The sequence below is a fragment of the Serratia sp. TSO36 genome, from assembly GCF_057808395.1.
The window spans coordinates 99044-122295 of the sequence record NZ_JBJZOU010000005.1; the positions used below are offsets into that span (position 1 = coordinate 99044).

Consider the following 23252-nt stretch of genomic DNA (forward strand, 5'->3'; position numbering starts at 1 on the left):
GTTCACGCTCACCGCGCCCTGCGGGGTCAGTCTTCGAGCAGCCACCACACCGCTTCGAACGGCCGCAGCGTCAGCGCCTGCGGCTGATCCGCCGAGTCGCTGTAGTTGCTCATCAGCGGGCGCCACTGGGCGGAGGCTTCCACGCCTTCCGCCGCCCAGGCCAGCGGTTCGCGGCTCAGGTTGGCCACCACCAGCAGGCGCTGGCCGTTCCAGCTGCGCTGATAGCACCACAGCGCCGGGTGATCCGGCGCCAGATCCTGATAGTCGCCGTGGGTCAGCAGCGGATACTGCTTGCGCAGGGTGATCAGCTGGCGGTAGGCGTAAAACACCGAGTCGAGATCGGCCAGCGCCGCGTCGGCGTTGATCTGCGGGTAGTTCTCGGCGCAGCCGATCCACGGCGTGCCGGTAGTGAAACCGGCGTGCGATGCGGCGCTCCACTGCATCGGCGTGCGGCCGTTGTCGCGCGATTTGTCCGCCAGGATCGCCAGCAGTTCGGCGTCGCTGCGGCCCTGGGCGCTCAGTTCGGCGTACATGTTCAGGCTTTCCACGTCGCGGTACTGCTCAATGGCGCGGAAGCCGGGGTTGGTCATGCCGATCTCTTCACCCTGGTAGATATAAGGCGTGCCCTGCATGCCGTGCAGCACCATCGCCAGCATTTTGGCGGCCGGCACCCGCAGTGCGCCTTCATCGCCGAAGCGCGACACGATGCGCGGCTGATCGTGGTTGCACCAGAACAGCGCGTTCCAGGCGCGGTTATGCATCCCTTGCTGCCAGTGGCGGAAGATCTGCTTTAACTCCACATAATCCGGCGCCGCCCGCGTCCATTTTTCACCGCCGGCGTAGTCTACCTTCAGGTGGTGGAAGTTGAAGGTCATCGACAGCTCTTCGCCGCTCTGCGCCGCGTATTGCTGGCAATGCTCGAGCGTGGTGGAAGACATCTCGCCCACCGTCATCAGGCCGCGCGGCTGAAACACGTCGCGGCTCATCTCCTGCAGGAACTCGTGAATGCGCGGGCCGTCGGTGTAGAAGCGGCGGCCGTCGCCCTGGCTGTCGGACGGGAAATCCTGCTGCTTGGACACCAGGTTGATCACGTCGAGGCGCAGGCCGTCGACGCCTTTATCTGCCCAGAACTGACACACTTTCTTCAGCTCTTCGCGCACTGGCGGGTGTTCCCAGTTGAGATCCGCCTGCTCGGTGGCGAACAGGTGCAGGTAGTACTGGCCGCTGTCGGCGTGCCACTGCCAGGCATTGCCGCCGAACTTGGAGCGCCAGTTGTTCGGCGGTGTATCCCCTTCGCCGTCGCGCCAGACGTAGAACTGACGATACGGGCTGTGGCGATCCTGCGCGGCCTTGAACCACGGGTGCTCGGTCGAGGTGTGGTTGAACACCATGTCCATCACGATGCGGATGCCGCGCCGGTGGGCGGCGGCGACCAGCTGCTCGAAGTCCGCCATGGTGCCGTAAGCCGGATCGATGGCGCAGTAGTCCGCCACGTCATAGCCGTTGTCCACCTGCGGCGATACGTAGACCGGCGTCAGCCAGATGGCGTCGACGCCCAGCTCCTGCAGATAGTCCAGCCGCCGGGTCACGCCGGCCAAATCGCCGTAGCCGTTGCCGGTGCTGTCTTGAAAACTCTTCGGATAAATTTGGTAGATGACGCCGTTCTGCCACCAGGGGGTTGGGTTGCTCATAACTGGATACCTTTGAATCGTGACAACGGGCCTGCGTAAGCAGGCCCCTACATTCATTTTGCGTCAATCAAACCGGCAGCTCGCCGCGGGCGGCCTTGCGTTTGTAGACCATGATGGTCAACACCAGCGGGATGACGATCGCCACCAGAATCGCCAGCGAGTAAATCAGCCAGAACTGCGGCTTGATAGACAGGATGCCCGGCAGGCCGCCGACGCCGATGCCGTTGGCCATCACGCCGTCCAGGCCGCAGATCAGGCCCGCGATCGCGGAGCCGATCATCGCGCACAGCATCGGGAAACGGTATTTGAGGTTGATGCCGTACATCGCCGGTTCGGTCACGCCGAGATAGGCGGAGATCGCCGCCGGCACCGAGATTTCACGCTCGTTGGCCTTGCGGCTGATGATGATGATGCCGAGCACCGCCGAGGCCTGCGCGATGTTGGACAGCGCAATCAGCGGCCACACCGGGGTGCCGCCCATGCTCTGAATCATCTGCATGTCGATGGCCAGCGTGGTCTGGTGCACGCCGGTGATCACCAGCGGCGCATACAGGAAGCCGAACAGCGCGGCGCCCACCGGGGCGAAGCTGCCGGTCATCACCGCTTTCACCGCCCAGGCAACCCCGTCGCCGATCATGCGGCCGAACGGCCCGATCAGCGCGTGCGCCAGGAACACCGCCAGCAGCAGCGAAACCACCGGCACCACCACCAGATAGAGATAGTCGGGGACGATCTTTTTCAGCCGGGTTTCGATCCAGCCCAGCGCCATGCCCGCCAGGATCGACGGGATCACCTGCGCCTGATAGCCGACTTTCTGGATCACGAACCAGCCGAAGTTCCACACTTCCGGCGTTTGCTGGCCGAGCAGGTAGGAGTTCATCAGCTGCGGCGACACCAGGGTGACGCCCAGCACGATGCCGAGCACCGGCGTGCCGCCCATCTTTTTCACCGTCGACCAGCAGATGGCCACCGGCAGGAACATGAAGATCGCTTCACCGAGCAGCCACAGGAAGTCGTAAATGGTTTTCCACGCCGGGTGCATCTGCGCCAGCGTTTGGCCGCCGGACATCGGGATGTCGCCAATCACGTTGCGGAAGCCGAGGATCAGACCGCCGCTGATCAGCGCCGGCAGCAGCGGGAAGAAGATTTCGGCGAAGTGGGAGATGGTGCGCTCGGTCCAGGTCATGTTCTGGCGCGCGGCCACCTTGGCCTGCTCCTTGTCGGCCTCGTTGACGCCGGTGCTGGCGATCAGCGCCTGATAGTAGTCGCCGACGTCGGTGCCGATCACCACCTGGAACTGCCCGGCGTTGGTGAAGCAGCCTTTGACCATCGGCAGCTCTTCGATTTCCTTGGGGCTGGCCTTGCTGGGGTCGTTGAGGACGAAACGCAACCGGGTAATGCAATGGCTGACGGTGGCGATGTTTTCGCGGCCGCCGACCAAAACAATCAGGCGATCAATATCCTGCTGTTTTACTTTGCTCATTATGGGATACCTGCAGAGGTGTTGGCTGAGTAATGATCAAAGCTTAGTCACTCGGATTTTTTTATGGAATGGGAACGTTCCCGGTTTGGGGCGAGGATCACAAAATGACAAAAAATGGTCGTCTTTTAATCAGGAAAGTTTGCTGGGCACCACCAGGCGGCGGATCCCCTGTTCACCGTTGAGCTGCGCCAGCAGCTGTTGCGCCGCCAGCAGGCCGGCGCTGCCGTAGCCGAACTCCACCGACAGAGTATCGGGGAACAGGAAGCTGAGCAGCGGGGTGTTGCCGATGGCGCACACCTGGATGGCGCGCGTCGGCTGCTGCTGCAGGTACTTTATCGCCCCCAGGGCGATGCTGTCGGAGGCGCAGATCAGTGCGCTGGTGTGTGTATCAATCACTTCGGCGGCGTGCTGGAAACCGCTCTGGTAGCTCAGCTCGCCCAGCGTGGCGCGCGGCGTGAGCTTGAGGCGTTCACAGGCGTCGAGATAGGCCTGATAGCGGCGCTGGCCGGTGGTGGCGTCGCTGAGCTGCACCCCCAGATAGCCGATGTGCCGGTGCCCTTGCCGGTACAGGCGATCCATCAGCAGGTTCACCGCGCCGGCGTCGTCGTAGCAGACGGATGAAAAGCCGTCGTATTCGCGCACCATCACCACCATTTTTTCCTGCCACGGTTTGAGCATCGCCGCGGTCAGCCCGGTAAAGCCGAACAGGATCACGCCGTCGACGTTGCGCTGGCGCAGCACGTGCAGGTGCTCCTGCACCAGGCGGGTTTCGAACTGGCTCTCCATCACGATAGGATCGAAGCCCTGCTGATACAGCAGCGGCAGCATGGTGCGCACCGCCTGGTTTTCCGACGGCGAATCGAGACGGGAAACGATGATGCCCACCACTTTGTCGCTCTGGCCGCGCATGGCGCGCGCCGACTTGGAGGGGGTAAACCCTTGCTGACGGATCACCGCTTCTACCCGTTCGCGGGTCTGCGGGCTCACGCTGCCTTCGTTGTTCAGCACCCGTGAGACGGTGGATTTGCCTACGCCGCTCAGGCGTGCGATGTCCTTGATGGTCAGCCGGTTTTGCATGGTTTACTTTTCGTTGAGGTGGACAGGCGTAACATAATGGCCTGTAAAACAATGTCCGTCAGCATAGCTCATTTTCCCAGGCGGATCTTGAGGCAATACGGGATTGTTGCACTGCGCTGAACGGCCGCTCCTGCCGCTCTGTTTTTCCCTTTACCGGAGGTGATTCCCCATATGGACCCCGACCCGACTGCTTTAGACACTCACTCGGTTCACCGGTAAAACCTTTCCGCCTGGCGCTGCTGTTTTACCGGTGAAGTACATCACGGTAACCGGTGGCGCGCGCTTCGTCGTTCGCTCCTGCTGCTGAAAAAAGAATAAGGATCTGCGTTGGCAGAGGCTTTTTGGCGCACCCGCCATCCGCCCGGCCGATGACGATCCCCGTTTACCCGCTGCCGTGAGGCACCGGGCGACGAGGTGCGAACCATGAAACTGAAAAAACTCCCCCGTCAGCTGCTGGGCCTGTTCGCCCGCGGCCTTCCGCGCCGTTTGGTGCGCCGCGACAGCCTGCTGGACGGCGTCGGCGGCGCTGCGCACGATATGCCGGCCGGCCTGGCGCAACAGCGGCTGGAATGCGCCGCCGCAGAGACGATGCAGCTGTTTGAGCGTTTTCACAGCCACCCGGAAGGCATCACCGCCCATGAGGCGGAGCAGGTGCGCCGGCGCTGCGGCGAGAACGTCATCGACGATCAGCAGAAAGAGGCCTGGTGGCAACACCTCTGGCACTGCTACCGCAACCCGTTCAACCTGCTGCTGACCGCGCTCGGCATGATCTCGTACGCCACCGAGGATCTCACCGGCGCGCTGGTGATCGCGCTGATGGTGCTGATCTCCACGCTGCTGAACTTCATCCAGGAGGCGCGCTCCAACCGGGCGGCCGATGCGCTGAAAGCGATGGTGAGCAACACCGCCACGGTGATCCGCAGCGATGCGCTCACCGGCAAGAGCGAACACGTGGAGCTGCCGATCGCGCAATTGGTGCCGGGCGATATCGTCAAGCTGGCGGCCGGCGACATGATCCCGGCGGATCTGCGCCTGCTGTCGGCCAAGGATCTGTTCATCAGCCAGGCGGCGCTGACCGGCGAATCGCTGCCGGTGGAAAAATCCGCGGCGCCGCAGGCGCTGGCGGCCGATCCGCTCGACTGCCAGAACCTGTGCTTCATGGGCACCAACGTGGTCAGCGGCACCGCGCTGGCGATGGTGATCGGCACCGGCGGCGGCACCTATTTCGGCCAGCTGGCACAGCGCGTCACCAGCCAGGAGCAGCAGCCGAACGCCTTCCAGAGCGGCATCAGCAAGGTCAGCTGGCTGCTGATCCGCTTTATGCTGGTGATGACGCCGATCGTGCTGCTGATCAACGGCTACACCAAGGGCGACTGGTGGGAAGCGGCGCTGTTCGCGCTGTCGGTGGCGGTCGGGCTGACGCCGGAAATGCTGCCGATGATCGTCACCTCAACGCTGGCCAAAGGGGCGGTGAAGCTGTCGCGCCAGAAGGTGATCGTCAAACGCCTGGACGCCATCCAGAACTTCGGCGCCATGGACATTCTGTGCACCGACAAGACCGGCACCCTGACCCAGGACAAGATCGTGCTGGAGCGCCACACCGATGCGTTCGGCGCCGGCAGCGAACGGGTGCTGCGCTACGCCTGGCTGAACAGCTTCTACCAGACCGGGCTGAAAAACCTGCTCGACGTGGCGGTGCTGAGCTGCGCGGAGCAGAATCGGCAGCCGGCGGCGTTGCAAAACTACCGCAAGGTGGATGAGATCCCGTTCGATTTCGTGCGCCGCCGCATGTCGGTGGTGGTGGCCAAGGACAATGAGTATCACGAGCTGGTGTGCAAGGGCGCGCTGGAAGAGATGCTGGCGATTTGCAGCCACGTTCGCCACGAAGACGAGGTGATCCCACTGAGCGAGGCGCTGCTGGCGCGCATTCGCCGCATCACCGACGATCTCAACCAGCAGGGGCTGCGGGTGGTGGCGGTGGCCAACAAGATCCTGCCGGCGCAAACCCATGAATACGGCGTGGCGGATGAGTCGGATCTGATCCTCGAAGGCTACGTCGCCTTCCTCGATCCGCCGAAGGAGAGCACCGCGCCGGCGCTGGCGGCGCTGAAACAGAACGGCGTCACGGTGAAGATCCTCACCGGCGACAACGAGCTGGTGGCCGCCAAAGTGTGCCGGGACGTCGGGCTGGAGGCCGATAGTCTGCTGCGCGGCAGCGAGATCGAACAGATGGACGACGAGCAGCTGGCGCAGGCGGCGGCGCGCACCACGGTGTTCGCCAAGCTGACGCCGCTGCACAAGGAGCGCATCGTCAAACTGCTGCGCCGCCAGGGGCACGTGGTGGGCTTTATGGGCGACGGCATCAACGATGCGCCGGCGCTGCGCGCGGCCGATATCGGCATCTCCGTCGATTCAGCGGTGGACATAGCCAAGGAAGCGGCTGACATTATCCTGCTGGAAAAAAGCCTGATGGTGCTGGAGCAGGGGGTGATCGAAGGGCGCCGTACCTTCGCCAACATGCTGAAATACATCAAGATGACCGCCAGCTCCAACTTCGGTAACGTGTTCAGCGTGCTGATCGCCAGCGCCTTCCTGCCGTTTCTGCCGATGCTGCCGCTGCACCTGTTGATTCAGAACCTGATGTACGACATCTCGCAGATCGCCATCCCGTTCGATAACGTCGACGACGATCAGATCACCCAGCCGCAGCGCTGGAACTCCGCCGATCTGGGGCGGTTTATGGTGTTCTTCGGGCCGATCAGCTCGATCTTCGACGTGCTGACCTTCAGCCTGATGTGGTGGGTATTCAAGGCCAATACGCCGGAAATGCAGACGCTGTTCCAGTCCGGCTGGTTCGTGGAAGGGCTGCTGTCACAAACGCTGATCGTCCATATGATCCGCACGCGCAAAATTCCGTTTATCCAGAGCCGCCCGTCCTGGCCGCTGTGCATCATGACGCTGGCGGTGATCGCCACCGGCATCGGCCTGGTGTTCTCGCCGCTGGCCGGCTTCCTGCAGCTGCAGGCGCTGCCGCTCGGTTACTTCCCGTGGCTGGTGCTGATCCTCGCCGGTTACATGGTGCTGACCCAGTGCGTGAAAGGCTGGTTCGTGCGCCGCTACGGCTGGCAGTAACCCGCTCGCCCCCTCCGGCCGGGAGGGGGCAACTGTGATCCCGTCCGCTTTTTCACCGCAACGGTTGGACATCTGTTCTGGGCTGAGTCTTTATCTACAGCGTTGGCTGTTTTCCCCTGCGCCTTTCAAGCCACCGCGTTGTTGTTTATCGCCTAGCGGTGGTTTGAAATTCATTGGGGATATTTTGTTTTTTTCCTCTGAGGAATTTCCGATGCACAGACCTTTCCGTTATACGCTACTGGCTTCATCGTTATGGTTTTCTTGCGGCGCGCTGGCGCAGCCGGCCGGCGATCTGCCGCTGATGCCCTGGCCACAGCAGGTGGAAGTGACGCAACCGGCGGGCAAGCTGGTGCTGGATCACCGTTTGTCTCTGACGCTGCAGGGCGACGATCTGGGCGACGCGCTGCCGCGCTGGCGCCAGCGCATCGAACTGCAGACCGGCTGGACGCTGGCGCCGATGGAAGAAGCGAACGGCGCGGCGATCAAGGTGGTGATCAAGGACCGGGTGGCGGCGCAGCCGCTGCCGGGCAGCGATGAGAGTTACCGGCTGGCGGTCACGCCGCAGGGCGCCACGTTGACCGCCAACACGCGTTTCGGCGCGCTGCGCGGCATGGAGACCCTGCTGCAGCTGCTGCAGACCGACGGGCAAAATACCTTCCTGCCGCTGGTGGATATCCGCGACGTGCCGCGTTTTCCGTGGCGCGGCGTGCTGCTGGATTCGGCGCGTCATTTCCTGCCGCTGCCGGACATTCTGCGCCAGCTCGACGGCATGGCGGCGGCCAAGCTTAACGTGTTCCACTGGCACCTGACCGACGATCAGGGCTGGCGCTTTGCCTCCGAGCATTATCCCAAGCTGCAACAGCAGGCCAGCGACGGCCAGTTCTACACCCGCGAGCAGATGCGGCAGGTGGTGGCTTACGCCACGGCGCGCGGCATTCGCGTGGTGCCGGAGATCGACATGCCGGGGCATGCCTCCAGCATTGCGGTGGCCTATCCCGACCTGATGAGCGCGCCGGGGCCGTATCGCATGGAGCGCGAGTGGGGCGTGCATAAGCCGACGCTCGATCCGACCCGCGACGAGGTGTATCAGTTTGTCGACACGATCGTCGGCGAGCTGGCGGCGATCTTCCCCGATCCTTATCTGCATATCGGCGGCGACGAGGTGGACGCCAGCCAGTGGCGGGCGTCGCCGTCGATTCAGGCGTTTATGCAGAAGAACGGGCTGGCGGATACCCATGCGCTGCAGGCCTACTTCAACCAGAAGCTGGAAAAGATCCTCGAGAAACACCAGCGGCAGATGGTCGGTTGGGACGAGATCTATCATCCGTCGCTGCCGCGCTCGATCGTCATTCAGTCCTGGCAGGGGCAAGACTCGCTGGGCGCCAGCGCGCAGGACGGCTATCAGGGCATCCTCTCCACCGGTTTTTACCTCGATCAGCCACAAAGCACCGCCTATCACTACCGCAATGAAATTCTGCCGCAGCCGCTGGGGATCGAGACGGCGGTGCAACCTGGCGAGCAGGCGCAAAGCTGGCGCTTCAGCATGCCGCGCCTGAAGGGCAGCGCGGTGGAGGGCAGCTTCACGCTGATCGAGGGCAAACAGGGCTGGCGCGGCTTTATCGATTTCAACGGCAAGTCGCGCCGCGCGGTGCACGACATCGTCTGGCGCACGCCGCAGCAGGTGACGTTCCGCGTCGATACCTGGATGGGCGACACGCGGCCGGTGTTCACGCTGCAGCAGGACAAGCTCAGCGGCTACACGTTGGTCGGCAACGTGCGTTACCCCACCCGCGGCGACAAGCTGGCGGCGGTGCCGGCGGGCAAGATGCCGGTGGTGCCGGACGAGAAGGGGCAGGCCAACATTCTCGGCGGTGAAGCGGCGCTGTGGGCGGAAAACGTGCGCGCGCCGCTGCTCGATCTCAAGCTGTGGCCGCGTGCCTTCGCGGTGGCGGAGCGGCTGTGGTCGGCGCAGGACGTCACCGACGAAAACAACATGTACCGGCGGCTGGCGGCGATCGACGCCTGGTCGGTGGTGTCGGTCGGCCTGCAGCAGCACGCGGAAACGGCGCGCGAATTCACCCGATTGAGCAACAGTGTGCAGATCGTGCCGCTGCAGATCCTGGCCGAGGCGGTGGAGCCGGCGCAGTATTACACCCGCCAGCACCTGAAGTTCCAGGCCGGCAACTATCACCAGTTCGAACCGCTGAACCGCTTTGCCGATGCGCTACCGCCGGAGAGCGGCGCGGTACGTGAGATGCAGGCACAGGTCGCGGCCTTGTTGCAGGATAAGCGCGATATGGCGGCGGCGCAGGCACTGCGCGAACGGCTGCAGCGCTGGCAGGCGAACGGCGCGGCACTGCAGATGGCGATCGCGGGCAACCGCACGCTGCGGGAGCTGGCGCCGGTGGCGCAGGACGTCGATGCTTTGGCCACGCTGGGCTTAACGCTGCTGGATCGCCATCAGCAGGGCAAACCGCTGAGCCGGGCCGAGGCCGAACAAGCGCAGCGCCAGCTGGATGCGGCGGCGCAGACGCGCGACGAGGTGGTGATTGCGGCGGTGTACCCGCTGGAGGCGTTGCTGCGGGGGTTGCAGGAGCAATGAGGCGGACGGGCTCGTGTGAGCCCGGATCCCTACAGCTGCAGTGGCGGCAACTGGGTGAAAATGCTGACCAGCCCTTCGCCCCAGCCCTTGCGGATGGCGCTGAAGTACGGATGGTCTTCGGTAATGCGGTATTGCCGGGCATGGCTGAAGCTGTCGCGCGGGTAGATCATCACGTCGAGCGGCAGCCCGACGGACAGGTTGCTGCGCAGGGTCGAATCCAGTGAAATCAGCGCGCATTGCATCGCTTGTTCCAGCGGCGTGTCGTAGTGCAGCACCCGGTCGATGATCGGTTTGCCGTATTTGCTTTCGCCTATCTGAAAATAGGGCGTGTCGCGGGTGGCTTCGATAAAGTTGCCTTGCGGGTAGATATGGAACAGCCGCATCTCTTCCCCGCTAATTTGGCCTCCGAGCAGCAGGTTGCAGCTGAAGTCGGTGGTGCTGCCGCTTTGCTGCGCCTCGCTGTCGCGCTGGATCACCTCGCGCACCGTTTCCCCCACCAGCGTGGCGGCGTCGTAGAGGCTGGGAGCGTTGAGCAGGTTGGGGCGTTCGGCGTCCTTGCTGCGGTGCAACAGCAAACTGATGATGCTCTGGGTGGTCGCCAGGTTGCCGGCGCTTTGCAGCACCAGCGTGCGATCGCCGTCCTGTTGGAACACGTGCAGTTTGCGGAAGGTGGAAATATGATCCACCCCGGCGTTGGTGCGCGAATCGGACGCAAAGACCAGCCCGGACGACAAACGCATGGCCACACAGTAGGTCATACTACAATCCCTCAAAACAAGACCGGCACGCCGCCAACGCGCAGCGTGCCCGAAACATTTTCCATCGGCAAGCGGCTACTGGCCGGTTGGCATCATTTGTACGGCGGCGATGGCGCTCATGTCTTCGCAGCCGCCGCCCAATCGCATGCCGCGCACCGGGCAGGCGTCCAGATAATCGATGCCGACCGCCAGCTTAAGGTGCTGATTCGGCATGCGCGTATTGTTGGTCACGTCGAAGCTGTGCCAGCGTTCCTCCACCCACACTTCCGCCCAGGCATGGGTGGCGACATGGGTCGAGTCTTCGCTGTACAGGTAGCCGCTGACGTAGCGCGCCGGGATGTTCAGGCTGCGGCAGCAGCTCAGGAAGACATGCGTATGATCCTGACACACGCCGCTGCCGGCGGCGAAAGCCTCGGCGGCGCTGTCGGTCACGCGCGTGGAGCCAGGGCTGTAAGGCATTTTCAGCAGCAGTTCACCCATCAGATGTTCCAGGCCGCTCAGCACCGCCTGCGGTTGATGATAACGCAGGGCGAAGGCCTGAATGGCGTCATCGGGCTGGGTCAGCGGGCTATGGCGCAGAAATACCAGCGGCGACAGGTGCCCGAGCACCCGATCTTCGACGCCGTCTTCAATCTCCACTTCCCCGAGCACCCGAATGGTGATGGCCTGATGCGGTTCATCAAGCGTCAGCACGTGCAGTACGTTGCCGAAGGCGTCGGTGGTGCGCACCGCGTCATCCGGCAACGACAGTTGCCAGGAGAGGATGCGCTGATGGGGCGAATCCTGCGGCGTCAACCGCAGATATTGGGTGCTGCGCTGCACCGGCTGGGCGTAGCGATAATGGGTGTTGTGCTCAATATTCAGTTTCATTGCGCCTCCAGATAAGTGTGATGGATGCTTTCGGCGATGCCGTTCACCTGGCCGAGAAAGGCGCTCAACCACTCGCCCAGGCCGATCTTGTTCAGGTCCTTCATGCTGCTGAAGCGCAGCTCAGCATGCAGGGTGTGCGCCAGACGTCGCGGTTGGTTGGCGCCGCCGCCGATCAGTTCCAATTGCTGCACCATGTCGCCGACGCAGGCCAGCAGTGAACGCGGGATTTCATTGCGAAGAATCATCAGTTCGGCAATGGTCTCGCGGCTCAACGGCTGCTTGTAGATGCTGTGGTAGGCTTCGCGCGCGCTCACCGCCCGCAGCAGCGTGTCCATGCGGTAATATTCGCGCACCGGGTCGCCGTCGATGTCCATCAGCGTGTTCTTCACCTCCAGCAGACGGGCGGTGCCGTCGGCCCGCTCCAGCAGGGTGCCGAGACGGATAAAGCGCATGGCGTCGCTGCGCAGCAGCGTGCCGAACATGGCGCCGCGAAACAGATGGGCGCGCTCCTTCACCCAGTCGAAGAAGGCATCGGCACCCACCGAGCCGATGCCCTGGCGGCGGATCAGTTTCATCTCTATCCAGGTGGCGTTGATGCACTCCCAGACTTCGGATGACAGGCTGCCGCGCACCGCGTGGGCGTTGTTCCAGCCCATTTGCAGGCAGCTGAAGATGCTGCTGTGGTTACGGTTGTCGAGCGCGAAGAAACTGACCAGATTGGGCATCGTCAATTCCGGGTAGGCGGCGGCATACAGCTGGCCGGTGCCGGTCAGGTTGAGCGGCACCTGCAGATCCTGATCGCCGCCGTCGCGGATCGGCATCATCGACAGCTTGTTGGTGACGTCCAGCACCCGGGCGATGCTTTCCGCCCGCTCCAGATAGCGGGCCATCCAATAGAGTTCACTGGCGGTGCGGCTCAGCATAGGTCGTCCTCCAATACCCAGGTGTCCTTGGTGCCGCCGCCCTGCGACGAGTTCACCACCAGCGAACCTTCCGCCAACGCCACCCGGGTCAGGCCGCCGGGCACCAGGCGGATCTCCGCGCCGCTGAGGGCGAACGGCCGCAGATCGATATGCCGCGGCGCCAGACCATCGTTGACGAAGGTCGGGCAGGTGGACAGCGCCAGCGTGTTTTGCGCAATGTAATTCTGCGGGCGAGACAGCAGCAGAGCGCGGAAGCGGGCGAGCTCGTCCTTGCTCGCCGTGGGGCCGATCAACATGCCGTAGCCGCCGGCGCCGTGCACCTCTTTCACGACCATCTGTTCGAGGTTGGCCAGCACATACGACAGTTCGTTTTTATGTCGGCACTGCCAGGTTGGCACGTTGTTGAGGATCGGTTCCTCTTGCAGGTAGAAGCGCACCATATCCGGCACGTAGGGGTAGATCGATTTGTCGTCGGCCACGCCGGTGCCGATGGCGTTGGCCAGCACCACATTGCCGGCGCGATACACCGACAGCAGCCCCGGTACGCCGAGCATCGAGTCCGGCCGAAACGCCAGCGGATCGAGGAAGGCGTCGTCCACCCGACGATAGATCACGTCCACTTTGCACGGCCCGGCGGTGGTGCGCATGAAGACCGCGCCGTCCTTGACGAACAGATCGGCGCTTTCGACCAGCTCCACCCCCATCTGCTGCGCCAGGAAACTGTGCTCAAAATAGGCGCTGTTGAAGCGGCCCGGCGTCAGCACCACCACGGTGGGATCGTTGATGGGCGAGCTTTCGCGCAGCGTTTGCAGCAGGTGCGACGGGTAGCGCTCCACCGGCGCGATGCGTTGCCGGGCGAACAGTTCCGGATAGAGACGCATCATCATTTTGCGGTTTTCCAGCATGTAAGAGACGCCGGACGGGGTGCGCAAGTTATCTTCCAGCACGTAGTATTGGCCGTCGCTGTTGCGGACCATGTCCACGCCGACGATATGCGCATAGATATCGCGATGCAGATCAACGCCTTGCATACAGGGTTGATACTGATCGTTGGCCAGCACCTGCTCCGCCGGAATGAGGCCGGCCTTCAGAATATGCTGCTGGTGGTAAATGTCATGCAGGAAGGCATTGAGCGCCTGTACGCGCTGGCGAATGCCGCGATCGAGCATCGCCCATTCGACGGCCGGAATAATGCGCGGCACGCTGTCGAACGGGATCAACCGCTCAGCGCCGTCATCGTCGCCGTAGACGTTGAAGGTGATGCCCACCCGGTGAAACAGCAGCGCAGCCTCTTCCCGCTTGCGTTGCACGGCCTGGTGATCGGCCTGCTGCAGCCATTGCCAGTAGGCGTCGTAGTGGCCACGGTGTTTTCCCTCAGCCAGAAGCATCTCATCAAAAAACGGTGAAGCGGAAAGATTGATATTCAGCATCGTCACCTCGTCGACATTGCAGGCTGTCAATCAATCGAGCATAAAACGTGCCAAGGCGATAACGGGCGAAAATGGCGCAGAGCGAGGCTGCCGCGGCGAAAAACGCCCATTCGCGGTGCAGGTTTGGCGTGACGACGCCTTAATATAGGGCGAAAAGGCGGCGGCGGTGAGCGCTAAAGGCGCAGGGACGGCAGGCTGTCGGGACAGAGCAGAAATAAAAACGGCCAGTCTGTACTGGCCGTGATGCGCGTGACCGTCGATTAACGACGCACGGCGATGGCTTCGATTTCGATCTTCACGTCTTTCGGCAGACGCGCCACTTCTACACAGGAGCGGGCCGGGAACGGCGCGCTGTGCTCGGTGAAGAAGGTTTCGTACGCGGCGTTAACGGTGGCGAAGTCGTTCAGATCTTTCACGAACACGGTGGTTTTCACGATGTCGGCAACGATCAGGCCGGCGGCTTCGACGATCGCTTTGACGTTTTCCAGCGATTGGCGCGCCTGAGCGGCCACGTCGTCGGCGACGGCGCCGGTTTTCGGATCGACCGGGATCTGGCCGGAAGTGATGATCATGCTGCCCAGATCAACGCCCTGCACGTAAGGACCAATGGCTGCCGGGGCGAGTTCAGTGCTGATATTACGTGACATGTTTTCTCCTGATAGACCCGTTGTCTTTCACGCCGCCGCGCGGTCGGCCGCAGCTTGAAATTCGGTGGGTAGCAACGTGGGTAGAGTTATTTTCAGGCATCCATTATAGGGAGTGACGCGCAGATTAACAGCGCCGCTCCCGTTAAAAGGGCAGAATTCAGTCGGCCTGCAACACTACCTGATGCTCGAACTCTTTCTCGCAATAGCGGCACTTCAGGTGCACTTCGCCGTCGCGCGGCTTCACGCTGAAGCTCGACGCCACCGGCTCGCTGCGGCTGATGCAGTTGCTGTTCGGGCAGGTCAGCACACCGTCGATGTGGTCAGGCAGGCTGAGGGTCAGCTTGCGCACCACTTCGTAGTTATCGATGCGGTTTACCGTGGCCTTCGGCGCGTACATCGCCAGCTGGTTGGCCTGCTGCTCGGTCAGGAAGGTGTTCTCGATCTTGATCAGATCCTTGCGGCCCAGCGCGTTGGAGGGCAGGTTCAGGCCGATGGTGATGCGCTGGTCGGTGGCGGTCAGCTTGAACAGCGTCAGCAGTTTGAAACCGATCTGCGCCGGAATGTGGTCGATCACCGTGCCGCATTTGATCGCTTCGACCTGCAGTTTGTTGTCGTGAGTCATGGCGGTTCCCCCTTAAAGAGCCAAATCGGCGTTGAGTACCAGCGCCAGCAGCGCCTGGCGGGCGAAGATGCCGTTGCCCGCCTGCTGGAAGTAGTAGGCATGCGGCGTTTTATCCACGTCGGTGGCGATCTCGTCGATGCGCGGCAGCGGATGTAGCACCTTGAGGTTGGCGCGTGCGCCGGCCAGATCCGCAGCGCGCAGGACGAACTGCGCTTTCACGTTGGCGTACTCGGAAGGATCGAGGCGCTCTTTCTGTACCCGGGTCATGTAGAGAATATCCAGTTCCGGCACCACTTCTTCAATGCTGCTGTGCAGGCTGTACTCGATGCCTTTCTCTTCCAGCATTTTCAGGATGTAGGCCGGCATCGCCAGCGCGTCCGGGGCGATGAAGTAGAAGCGGTTGCCTTCGAATTTGGCCAGCGCCTGGGTGAGCGAGTGCACGGTGCGGCCGTACTTTAGGTCGCCGACCATGGCGATGCTGAGGTTGCTCAGGCGGCCCTGGGTTTCCTGGATGGTGAACAGATCCAGCAGGGTCTGGGTCGGATGCTGGTTGGCACCGTCGCCGGCGTTGAGCACCGGCACATTGCCGGAGAATTCAGCGGCCATGCGCGCCGCGCCTTCCTGCGGGTGACGCATCACGATGGCGTCCACGTAGGTGCTGATCACCGAGATGGTGTCGGCCAGGGTTTCGCCTTTCTTGCCGAGCGAGGTGTTGCTGCCGTCGGCGAAACCGACCACCGAGGCGCCGAGGCGGTGCATCGAGGTTTCGAACGACAGGCGGGTACGGGTCGAGGCTTCGAAGAAGCAGCTGGCGATCACCTTGTGTTTCAACAGTTCTGGCTGCGGATTGGCTTTCAGACCGGCGGCGGTGCGCAGCACCAGCTCCAGATCCTCGCGGCTGAGATCGTTAATAGAGATGATGTGTTTGTGATACAGCGGGTTGGCCATTTTTCACTCCTCCTCGACGCGTGCCCGTGGCGCGGGACTTTTCGATATTTTCAAGGCAAAAAAAAGCCCCTCAATGAGGGGCTTGAAACGATCGGTTTAGCAACAGGAGAAACAACGGCAGCTGGCCGCCGATAGGCAGTCGGTTTTGTCGATTGTGGCTAACAAAACAAACGTCGTTTTTCATGCTTTCTCCTGGCAAATTGTGGCGCATTATACTCGCGCTTTTCGCCACTGCAAGCGCTAAAACGCCGTTTTTTGCCGCCCCGCAATCGATTGGCCGGCGATGGCCGCCCGCCGGCTATTTGCTGACGCGATCGTAGTAGACCATGTCGGCGTTCAGCCCCTGTTGGTAGCCTTTGACGTTGTCGCGCAGCACCACTTCGGTTTTGGCCTGATCGATAAACACGTACGGCGAACTGCGCTGCAGTTCCTGCTGCATGGCGGTGTACAGCGCGCGGCGCTTGGCCGGATCGGCTTCGGCCAGCGCCGCCAGCGTCTGCTGGTTCAACTGCGGGATCTGCCAGCCGTTCAGCCCGGCCACCGTGCTGCTTTTGCCGTCGTTGTAGGCGAAGGCGCTGGCGTTGGAGTGGGCGTCGAAGTAATCCGGGATCCACAGGCGGATCGCCGCCTGATGCTGCCTGGCGCGCACGCGGGAGTAAACCTGGCTGCCCGCGGCCGGCAGCAGCTCGACCTTCACGCCGGCGGCGGCGAAGCTGCCCTGCAGCGCCTGCGCGATGGTGATGAACGGCGGCTTGTTCTCTACGTCCAGCGTAAAGGCGGCGTGGGTGATGCCCGCCTTGGCCAGGATGGCTTTCGCCTTGGCCGGATCGTAGCTGAACGGGTTGGTCTCCAGCGCGCCCGGCAGCCCGACCGGCAGGAAACTCTGGTGCACGAAGTATTGGCCCTTCAGTAGATCCTTCGTGATGCCCTGATAATCCACCAGATAGCGCGCCGCTTCCCAGAAGGCCGGGTTGTTCAGCAGCGGATTGGCGCCGTTGCCGGTGTTGAACACCAGGTAGTTTTGTTCGGCGGACGGGATCTCCAGCACCTTGACGCCCGGTTGGTTTTTCAGCGTGTCGGTCTGATCGGCGCCCAGTTCGCGGGCGATATCGGCGTCGCCCTGCTGGATCAGCAGGCGGCGGGTGGCCGGATCCGGCACGTTTTTAATGATGATGTTTTTCAGCTGCGGCTTGTCGCCCGGCGTGGTGGGGTTGGCGTCCAGCACGATCGCCTGATGCGGCTGATAGACGCGCATCTTGAACGGGCCGCTGCCGGCGGAGTGCATTTTCAGCCAGGCGTTGCCGAAGTCGCCGTCTTTGATGTTGGCCAGCGCCGCCTTGCTGTCGACGATCGAGGCGATCGGCGTCGAAAGAATATTCAGCGCCACCGCCGGGCTGACGTCCGCCGTCCAGCGCAGCTGCACCGTATGTTCGTCGATCTTCTTCAGCTGCGCGTCGATGTTGTCCGGCTGCCAGCCGAGCACGTTGAGGATGAACGCCGGCGACTTGTTCATCTTGACCGCGCGGCTGTAGGAAAAGATCACGTCGTCGGCGGTCAGCGGGTTGCCGGAGGCGAACGCCGCCTGCGGCCGCAGTTTCACCGTCAGCGTTTTGGCCGCCGCATCGCCCTGCCAGCTTTCCGCCAGCACCGGCGCCACCTTGGCCGGATCGTCGCGATCCGCCTGCACCAGCCGCTGATACAGGCTGGGCACCGTCTGGATGCTGGAGAGTTCGTTGGCTTCCGCCGGATCGAGGCTGACGATGTCATCCAGCGATTGCACCACCACCAGCGTATTCGGCGGCGTGGCGGCTAACGCGGCGGCGGGCAGGGCAGCGAGCAGGAACAGCGGCAAGAGTTTGGCTTTCATCGGTGTGTATCCCCTGAAGGCGCCGCCAGGCGGCGCTGAGAACGGTTTGTTATCGTTGGTTTTTACGGCGCGGGCGCCGTCGGCCTGTCACGGTAGAACCTTTGCCGGCGGTGAGCAAAGGTCAATCCGCTATTTGATATTCCTGGAATATATTAGCCGCCCTGGCCGGGGGCGCCGGGGCGGAGGGGAGGGCGGTCAGAGGGTTTCGCTCAGCGTGGCGACCAGCACCGCCTTGATGGTGTGCAGCCGGTTTTCCGCCTGATCGAACACCACGCTGTGCGCCGACTCGAACACTTCGTCGGTCACTTCCATGCCGCCGTGCAGATCGTACTGCTGCGCCATCTGCTTGCCGAGCGTGGTTTGATCGTCGTGGAACGCTGGCAGGCAGTGCAGGAACTTCACGTTCGGGTTGCCGGTCAGCTTCAGCATCGCCATGTTGACCTGATACGGCCGCAGCAGCGCGATACGCTCCTGCCAGGTCTCTTTCGGTTCGCCCATCGACACCCACACGTCGGTGTAGAGGAAGTCGGCGTCTTGCACCCCTTCGGCGATGTCTTCGGTCAGGGTGAGTTTCGCCCCGGTTTGCTGCGCCAACGCCTGGCACTCGGCCACCAGCTCCGGCAGCGGCCAGCAGGCCTTCGGCGCCACCAGCCGCAGATCCATGCCCGCCAGCGCGGCGGCTTCCAGCAGCGTGTTGCCCATGTTGTTGCGGGCGTCGCCGACGTACGCCAGCTTCACTTCACTCAGCGCCTTGCCCGGCAGGTGCTCCTGCACGGTGAGCAGATCCGCCAGCAGTTGGGTGGGGTGGAACTCGTCGGTCAGGCCGTTCCACACTGGCACGCCGGCGTGCTGCGCCAGGGTTTCCACCAGCGCCTGGCCGTAGCCGCGATACTGAATACCGTCGTACAGGCGGCCCAGCACCCGGGCGGTGTCTTTCATCGACTCCTTATGGCCGATCTGGCTGCCGCTCGGGCCGAGGTAAGTGACCTGCGCGCCCTGATCGAATGCGGCAACTTCGAAAGAGCATCGCGTGCGGGTCGAGTCTTTTTCGAAGATGAGCGCAATGTTTTTGCCCTGCAGCTGGCGCTGTTCCTGCCCCTGCTTCTTGGCCTGCTTCAGATCGGCCGCCAGTTTCAGCAGCGCCTGCAGCTCGGTGGGGGTGAAATCCATTAACCTCAGAAAGTGACGTTGGTAGAACGCATTGCCGGTGCTCATAGTCCGATTCCCTGATTGTTTAATTGAATTAAAATTCACTTTATATGTATGAATATTCAATTTCAACCCCGGCGAGGAAATCTTTCACGTTTATCGTGGAAGCAACGTCGGCGGTGTGTGAAAATAGAAGGAATGAAGGCCATTTGACTTGAGGATATAGGCATGGCAAACCGCGAATTGCTGGAAGAACAACGTGAAGAGACCCGCCTGATCATCGAAGAACTGCTGGAAGACGGCAGCGATCCGGACGCGCTCTACACCATCGAGCACCATCTGTCCGCCGAGAAATTTGAGGTTCTGGAGCAGGCCGCCGTTGAAGCCTTCAAGCTGGGCTACGAAGTGACCGACGCCGAAGAGCTGGAAGTGGAAGACGGCTCGCTGGTGATGTGCTGCGACGTGATCAGCGAAGTCGGCCTGAACGCCGAGCTGATCGACGCTCAGGTCGAGCAGTTGGTGGCGCTGGCGGAACGCTGCGGCGTCAACTACGACGGCTGGGGCACCTACTTCGAAGATCCGAACGGTGAAGACGGTGAGGATGACGAAGACGGCGACTACATCGACGAAGACGACGACGGCAAACGCCACTAATCCCTTTCCGATTAATGCCTGTGGGCTGGCTTTCGCCGGCCCCTGATATCCCCGTCGTCTTTCAAGCTGCAGCGTTGTTGGCTGCACTCTCTCACCCCAGTCACTTACCTGAGTAAGCTCCTGGGGATGAGTGAGCTGGCCGCCTAGCTGCAACTTGAAATACATAGGGCAATGACGCCATGACATACCAATCCCTGTTAGCCCCGATTTTAAGCTTCCTGCACTGCGAAACTCCTGACGCCTGGATCGACGCCGCGCGCCGTCCGGAAAACCTGCAGCTGTTGCTGACTGACCACCTGGTATGCGAGCTGAAAGCCGCGCAGACCGGCATGTGGCTGATCCGCCGCTACGTGGCGGACAAAGAGAGCGGCGACGCGCTGTTGGCGCTGCTGCGCCCTTACGAGGCGTTTCTGCACGAAGCGCAGGGCGCGCCGGACACGCTGTTTCGCCAGGGCCAGTTCACCCGCAAGATCTTGCCGAAAAACGGCTCGGCCTATGGCCAGGATCTGGCGGATCGCATGGTGCTGTTGATCAAGGAAGAGCTGCATCACTTCTCGCAGGTGCTGGAGATCATGCAGGCGCGCGGGATCCCGTATCGCAAGATCACCGCCAGCCGCTACGCCAAGGGGATGATCCGCGAGATCCGCACTCACGATCCGGCGACGCTGATCGACAAGCTGATCTGCGGCGCCTACATCGAAGCGCGATCCTGCGAACGCTTCGCCAAACTGGCCCCGCATCTGGACGACGAGCTGAACCGCTTTTACGTCTCGCTGCTGCGCTCCGAAGCGCGCCATTATCAGGACTACCTGACGCTGGCGGAACAGATCGCCGGCGGCGACATCAGCGAACGGGTGGCGCATTTCGGCCGTCTCGAAGCTGAACTGATCCTGTCGCCGGACAGCGAGCTGCGTTTCCACAGCGGCGTGCCCGCCGCCGCCTGACGTTGAGGCGCGCCCTTACTGCGGCGCGCCCAGCAACAGATCCACCGCCTTTTCCGCCAGCATGATGGTCGGCGCATTGGTGTTGCCGCTGGTGAGCTGCGGCATCACCGAGCAGTCGATCACCCGCAGCTGCTCAAATCCGTGCACCCGCAGCTGCGGATCGGTCACCGCGTCCTGCGGCGACGGCCCCATGCGGCAGCTGCCCACCGGGTGATACACCGTCTTGCAGAAGTTGCGCACGAACTCTTCCAGCTGCGCCTCGTCGCGCGTCCACTCCGGCTGCGGCATCAGCAGATCCTTGATCAGCGGCTTCAGCGCCGCGGTTTGCAGGAAGCCCAGGCCGAACTTCACCGCGCGCACGCTGCCGGCCAAATCGTCCGGGTGGCCGAGGTAGTTGGCGTACAGCTTGACCGGATCGCGCGGGTTGCTGCTGCGCAGCAGCACTTCGCCGCGTGCCTTCGGCTGCAGGTAGCCGACCTTGAGCGTGAAGCCGTGAATGTTCGGCAGCGGCTCGCCGGGCACGTCGTCCCAGCTGTCCAGCAGCGGCAGGAAGTGGATCTGCACGTCCGGCCGGCCGTCGCCCTGGCTGTCGGTGAAGGCGGCGCCTTCCAGCACGTTGGACGAGAGCACGCCGCTGCGAAACGCCAGCCACTGCGCGCCGTGGCTCAGCGCCTGCAGGCCGCGATCGGCGCCGAACAGGCTGATCGGCTCGCGGGTGCTGACGTTGATCGACATGTGCAGATGGTCGTGGAAGTTTTTGCCCACCGGCAGATCCGCCCGCACCTCGATGCCCAGCTGCTGCAGGTGGTCGCGCGGGCCGATGCCGGACAGCATCAGCAGCTTCGGCGAACCGACCGCGCCGGCGCTGACGATCACCTCTTTGGTGGCGCGCGCGGTGACTTCTGCGCCGCCGTTCTGGCTGTAGACCACGCCGGTGGCGACGTTGCCCTCGAAGGTCAGCCGGTGCGCCAGCGCGTTCAGTTTCACCACCAGCCGCCGTTCGTCGCGCACCGCCTTCAGGTAGGTGCGGGCGGTGCTGGCGCGTTCGCCGTTGTGGGTGGTGGTTTGGTAGAAACCGACGCCGTGCTGGCTGTCGCCGTTGAAGTCGTTGCGGTAGGGCAGGTTCAGCTCCTGGCCGGCGCGGATAAACGCCATGCTGAGCGGGTGGCGGTAGCGGTTTTCGCTGACCGGCAGCAGCCCGTCGGCGCCGTGGTAGTCGTCCGACAGGCTTTCATTGGCCTCGGCGCGTTTGAAGTAGGGCAGCACCTCGCGGTAGCTCCAGCCGGCGCAGCCATAGCGCTCGGCCCAGTCGTCGTAGTCCTGCGGCTGGCCGCGCAGGTAGATCATGCCGTTGACCGAACTGCTGCCGCCCAGCACCTTGCCCTGCGCGATCTGCATGCGGCGGTTGTTGGCGTGCGGTTCCGGCTCCGTCTCGTAGGGCCAGCTCTTTTTGGCGATGATCTTGGCCACGCCGGCCGGCATCTTGATGAACAGGTTATTGTCGTCGCCGCCGGCTTCCAGCAGCAGCACCCGCGCCTGGGTGCGGCGGATCAGCTGTGCCGCCAGCACGCAGCCGGCGGAACCGGCGCCGACGATGATGTAATCAAAGGTATTTTCCGACATGACAGCTCTCCGTGCGCGATTGGGATACTGGCAGAGTAACGCGGGGGGAAAAGCGGTCAATTTGCGATCGTTAATTTATTAACGAACTTCACATTAAATTTACATCGTGGTTTTTAACGTCAGTTTATCTGCTTGAAATACGGCGTTATAGCGAGTTTTACTGATTGATTGTGATATTAATAAAAAAGACGCAGCAAGCTGCGCCCTGATGGGAAGGCGGGGGCGATTACAGCGTTTTCAGCATGGTGACTTCGCAATCGACGTGGCCGGTAGCGCCCATCGCGTGGTCGATGTGTTCGAAGCCCAGATGTTCGTACAGCGCAACGGCCTGCGTCAGGCTGGCGGTGGTTTCGAGGTAACAACAGCGGAAGCCGTGCCGGCGGGCGAAATCCAGCGCCTGCAGCGCCAGGCGTTTCGCCAATCCCTTGCCGCGCAACACCGGCAGGAAATACATCTTCTGCAATTCGCATATATCGTCTGCGCCGCCCTGCAGCGGCGCGATGCCGCCGCCGCCGGCGACCTGGCCGTCTACCTCGATCACCCAGTAAGCGCTACGCGGCAGGCTATAGAGCTGATACAGGGCGTCCAGATTGGGATCGGAGACGGTATAGCCTTTATCCGCCGTCAGGCCGTGCTCGGCGGAGACTTCGCGAATGACGTGAGCAATGGCGGCATTGTCTTCCGCCGTGATGGGGCGCACCAGCAGGCGCGCCGGGGTTGCTGTTGTCATGTTTACACTCGCCATTGAAAGAGACCACGTTCGTTTTTCGTTTTTATCGCAGCACGAAACGCGCCGGGGATTATTTCCCGGCGGCGTCCCTGCAGCAGTAAT

Annotated in this window: 18 protein-coding genes; 4 read left to right on the plus strand and 14 right to left on the minus strand. The window is 62.6% G+C overall.

Annotated features, from left to right (window positions below):
• Positions 1-26: 26 nt before the first annotated feature.
• The 3 genes from treC to treR form a co-directional block, all read right to left on the minus strand.
• Positions 27-1691 (minus strand): alpha,alpha-phosphotrehalase, encoded by a 1665-nt coding sequence (treC, locus tag ACK3CV_RS02695; RefSeq protein WP_164141543.1) that lies wholly within the window; start codon positions 1689-1691, stop codon positions 27-29.
• 67 nt (positions 1692-1758) lie between these two features.
• Positions 1759-3174, minus strand: coding sequence for a PTS trehalose transporter subunit IIBC (gene treB / locus ACK3CV_RS02700; protein WP_033636857.1), 1416 nt, complete (start codon positions 3172-3174; stop codon positions 1759-1761).
• Positions 3175-3303: 129 nt separating this feature from the next.
• Positions 3304-4251, minus strand: a complete 948-nt coding sequence (treR, locus tag ACK3CV_RS02705; protein ID WP_060428766.1) for a trehalose operon repressor TreR — start codon at positions 4249-4251, stop codon at positions 3304-3306.
• Positions 4252-4674: 423 nt separating this feature from the next.
• Between treR and mgtA the strand changes: the two genes are divergently transcribed.
• Entirely contained in the window at positions 4675-7383 is a 2709-nt protein-coding gene (gene mgtA, locus ACK3CV_RS02710) for a magnesium-translocating P-type ATPase (protein ID WP_049232430.1), read from the plus strand.
• Positions 7384-7594: 211 nt separating this feature from the next.
• Positions 7595-9985, plus strand: a complete 2391-nt coding sequence (locus tag ACK3CV_RS02715) for a beta-N-acetylhexosaminidase (protein WP_164141545.1) — start codon at positions 7595-7597, stop codon at positions 9983-9985.
• Between the two features lie 29 nt (positions 9986-10014).
• Here the strand turns inward: ACK3CV_RS02715 and ACK3CV_RS02720 are convergent, their stop codons facing one another.
• The 9 genes from ACK3CV_RS02720 to argF all read right to left on the minus strand — a co-directional run bounded on the left by ACK3CV_RS02720 (position 10015) and on the right by argF (position 19265).
• Complete coding sequence (locus tag ACK3CV_RS02720) at positions 10015-10743, minus strand: proteasome-type protease (RefSeq protein ID WP_015376453.1); 729 nt, start codon at positions 10741-10743, stop codon at positions 10015-10017.
• A gap of 75 nt (positions 10744-10818) precedes the next feature.
• Complete coding sequence (locus tag ACK3CV_RS02725) at positions 10819-11613, minus strand: transglutaminase family protein (protein WP_164141547.1); 795 nt, start codon at positions 11611-11613, stop codon at positions 10819-10821.
• Positions 11610-12536 (minus strand): alpha-E domain-containing protein, encoded by a 927-nt coding sequence (locus tag ACK3CV_RS02730; RefSeq protein WP_004933382.1) that lies wholly within the window; start codon positions 12534-12536, stop codon positions 11610-11612. The genes ACK3CV_RS02725 and ACK3CV_RS02730 overlap by 4 nt, the downstream gene beginning before the upstream one ends.
• Entirely contained in the window at positions 12530-13966 is a 1437-nt protein-coding gene (locus tag ACK3CV_RS02735) for a circularly permuted type 2 ATP-grasp protein (RefSeq protein ID WP_033636861.1), read from the minus strand. Before ACK3CV_RS02735 ends, ACK3CV_RS02730 begins: the two co-directional genes overlap by 7 nt.
• A gap of 260 nt (positions 13967-14226) precedes the next feature.
• Positions 14227-14613 carry a 2-iminobutanoate/2-iminopropanoate deaminase gene (gene ridA, locus ACK3CV_RS02740; protein WP_033636862.1) on the minus strand — a complete coding sequence of 129 codons (387 nt, stop codon included), beginning with the start codon at positions 14611-14613 and terminating at the stop codon, positions 14227-14229.
• A gap of 157 nt (positions 14614-14770) precedes the next feature.
• Entirely contained in the window at positions 14771-15235 is a 465-nt protein-coding gene (gene pyrI / locus ACK3CV_RS02745) for an aspartate carbamoyltransferase regulatory subunit (protein ID WP_033636863.1), read from the minus strand.
• A 12-nt stretch (positions 15236-15247) separates the two neighbouring features.
• On the minus strand, positions 15248-16183 hold the full coding sequence (gene pyrB / locus ACK3CV_RS02750) for an aspartate carbamoyltransferase (RefSeq protein ID WP_033636864.1): 936 nt from the start codon (positions 16181-16183) through the stop codon (positions 15248-15250).
• Between the two features lie 298 nt (positions 16184-16481).
• Positions 16482-18050: an ABC transporter substrate-binding protein gene (locus tag ACK3CV_RS02755; RefSeq protein WP_164141549.1), complete on the minus strand. Its 1569-nt coding sequence runs from the start codon at positions 18048-18050 to the stop codon at positions 16482-16484.
• Between the two features lie 195 nt (positions 18051-18245).
• On the minus strand, positions 18246-19265 hold the full coding sequence (gene argF, locus ACK3CV_RS02760) for an ornithine carbamoyltransferase (RefSeq protein ID WP_164038611.1): 1020 nt from the start codon (positions 19263-19265) through the stop codon (positions 18246-18248).
• A 162-nt stretch (positions 19266-19427) separates the two neighbouring features.
• Between argF and rraB the strand changes: the two genes are divergently transcribed.
• Both rraB and miaE read left to right on the plus strand, forming a co-directional pair.
• Complete coding sequence (rraB, locus tag ACK3CV_RS02765; protein ID WP_004933365.1) at positions 19428-19853, plus strand: ribonuclease E inhibitor RraB; 426 nt, start codon at positions 19428-19430, stop codon at positions 19851-19853.
• Positions 19854-20032: 179 nt separating this feature from the next.
• Entirely contained in the window at positions 20033-20797 is a 765-nt protein-coding gene (gene miaE, locus ACK3CV_RS02770; RefSeq protein WP_015376459.1) for a tRNA isopentenyl-2-thiomethyl-A-37 hydroxylase MiaE, read from the plus strand.
• 15 nt (positions 20798-20812) lie between these two features.
• On the opposite strand, the gene ACK3CV_RS02775 is transcribed toward miaE, so the two are convergent.
• Both ACK3CV_RS02775 and ACK3CV_RS02780 read right to left on the minus strand, forming a co-directional pair.
• On the minus strand, positions 20813-22420 hold the full coding sequence (locus ACK3CV_RS02775) for a GMC family oxidoreductase (RefSeq protein WP_164038609.1): 1608 nt from the start codon (positions 22418-22420) through the stop codon (positions 20813-20815).
• A 226-nt stretch (positions 22421-22646) separates the two neighbouring features.
• The gene (locus ACK3CV_RS02780; protein ID WP_033636872.1) at positions 22647-23150 is read right to left on the minus strand and encodes a GNAT family N-acetyltransferase; all 504 of its coding nucleotides are present in this window, start codon (positions 23148-23150) and stop codon (positions 22647-22649) included.
• Between the last annotated feature and the right edge of the window lie 102 nt (positions 23151-23252).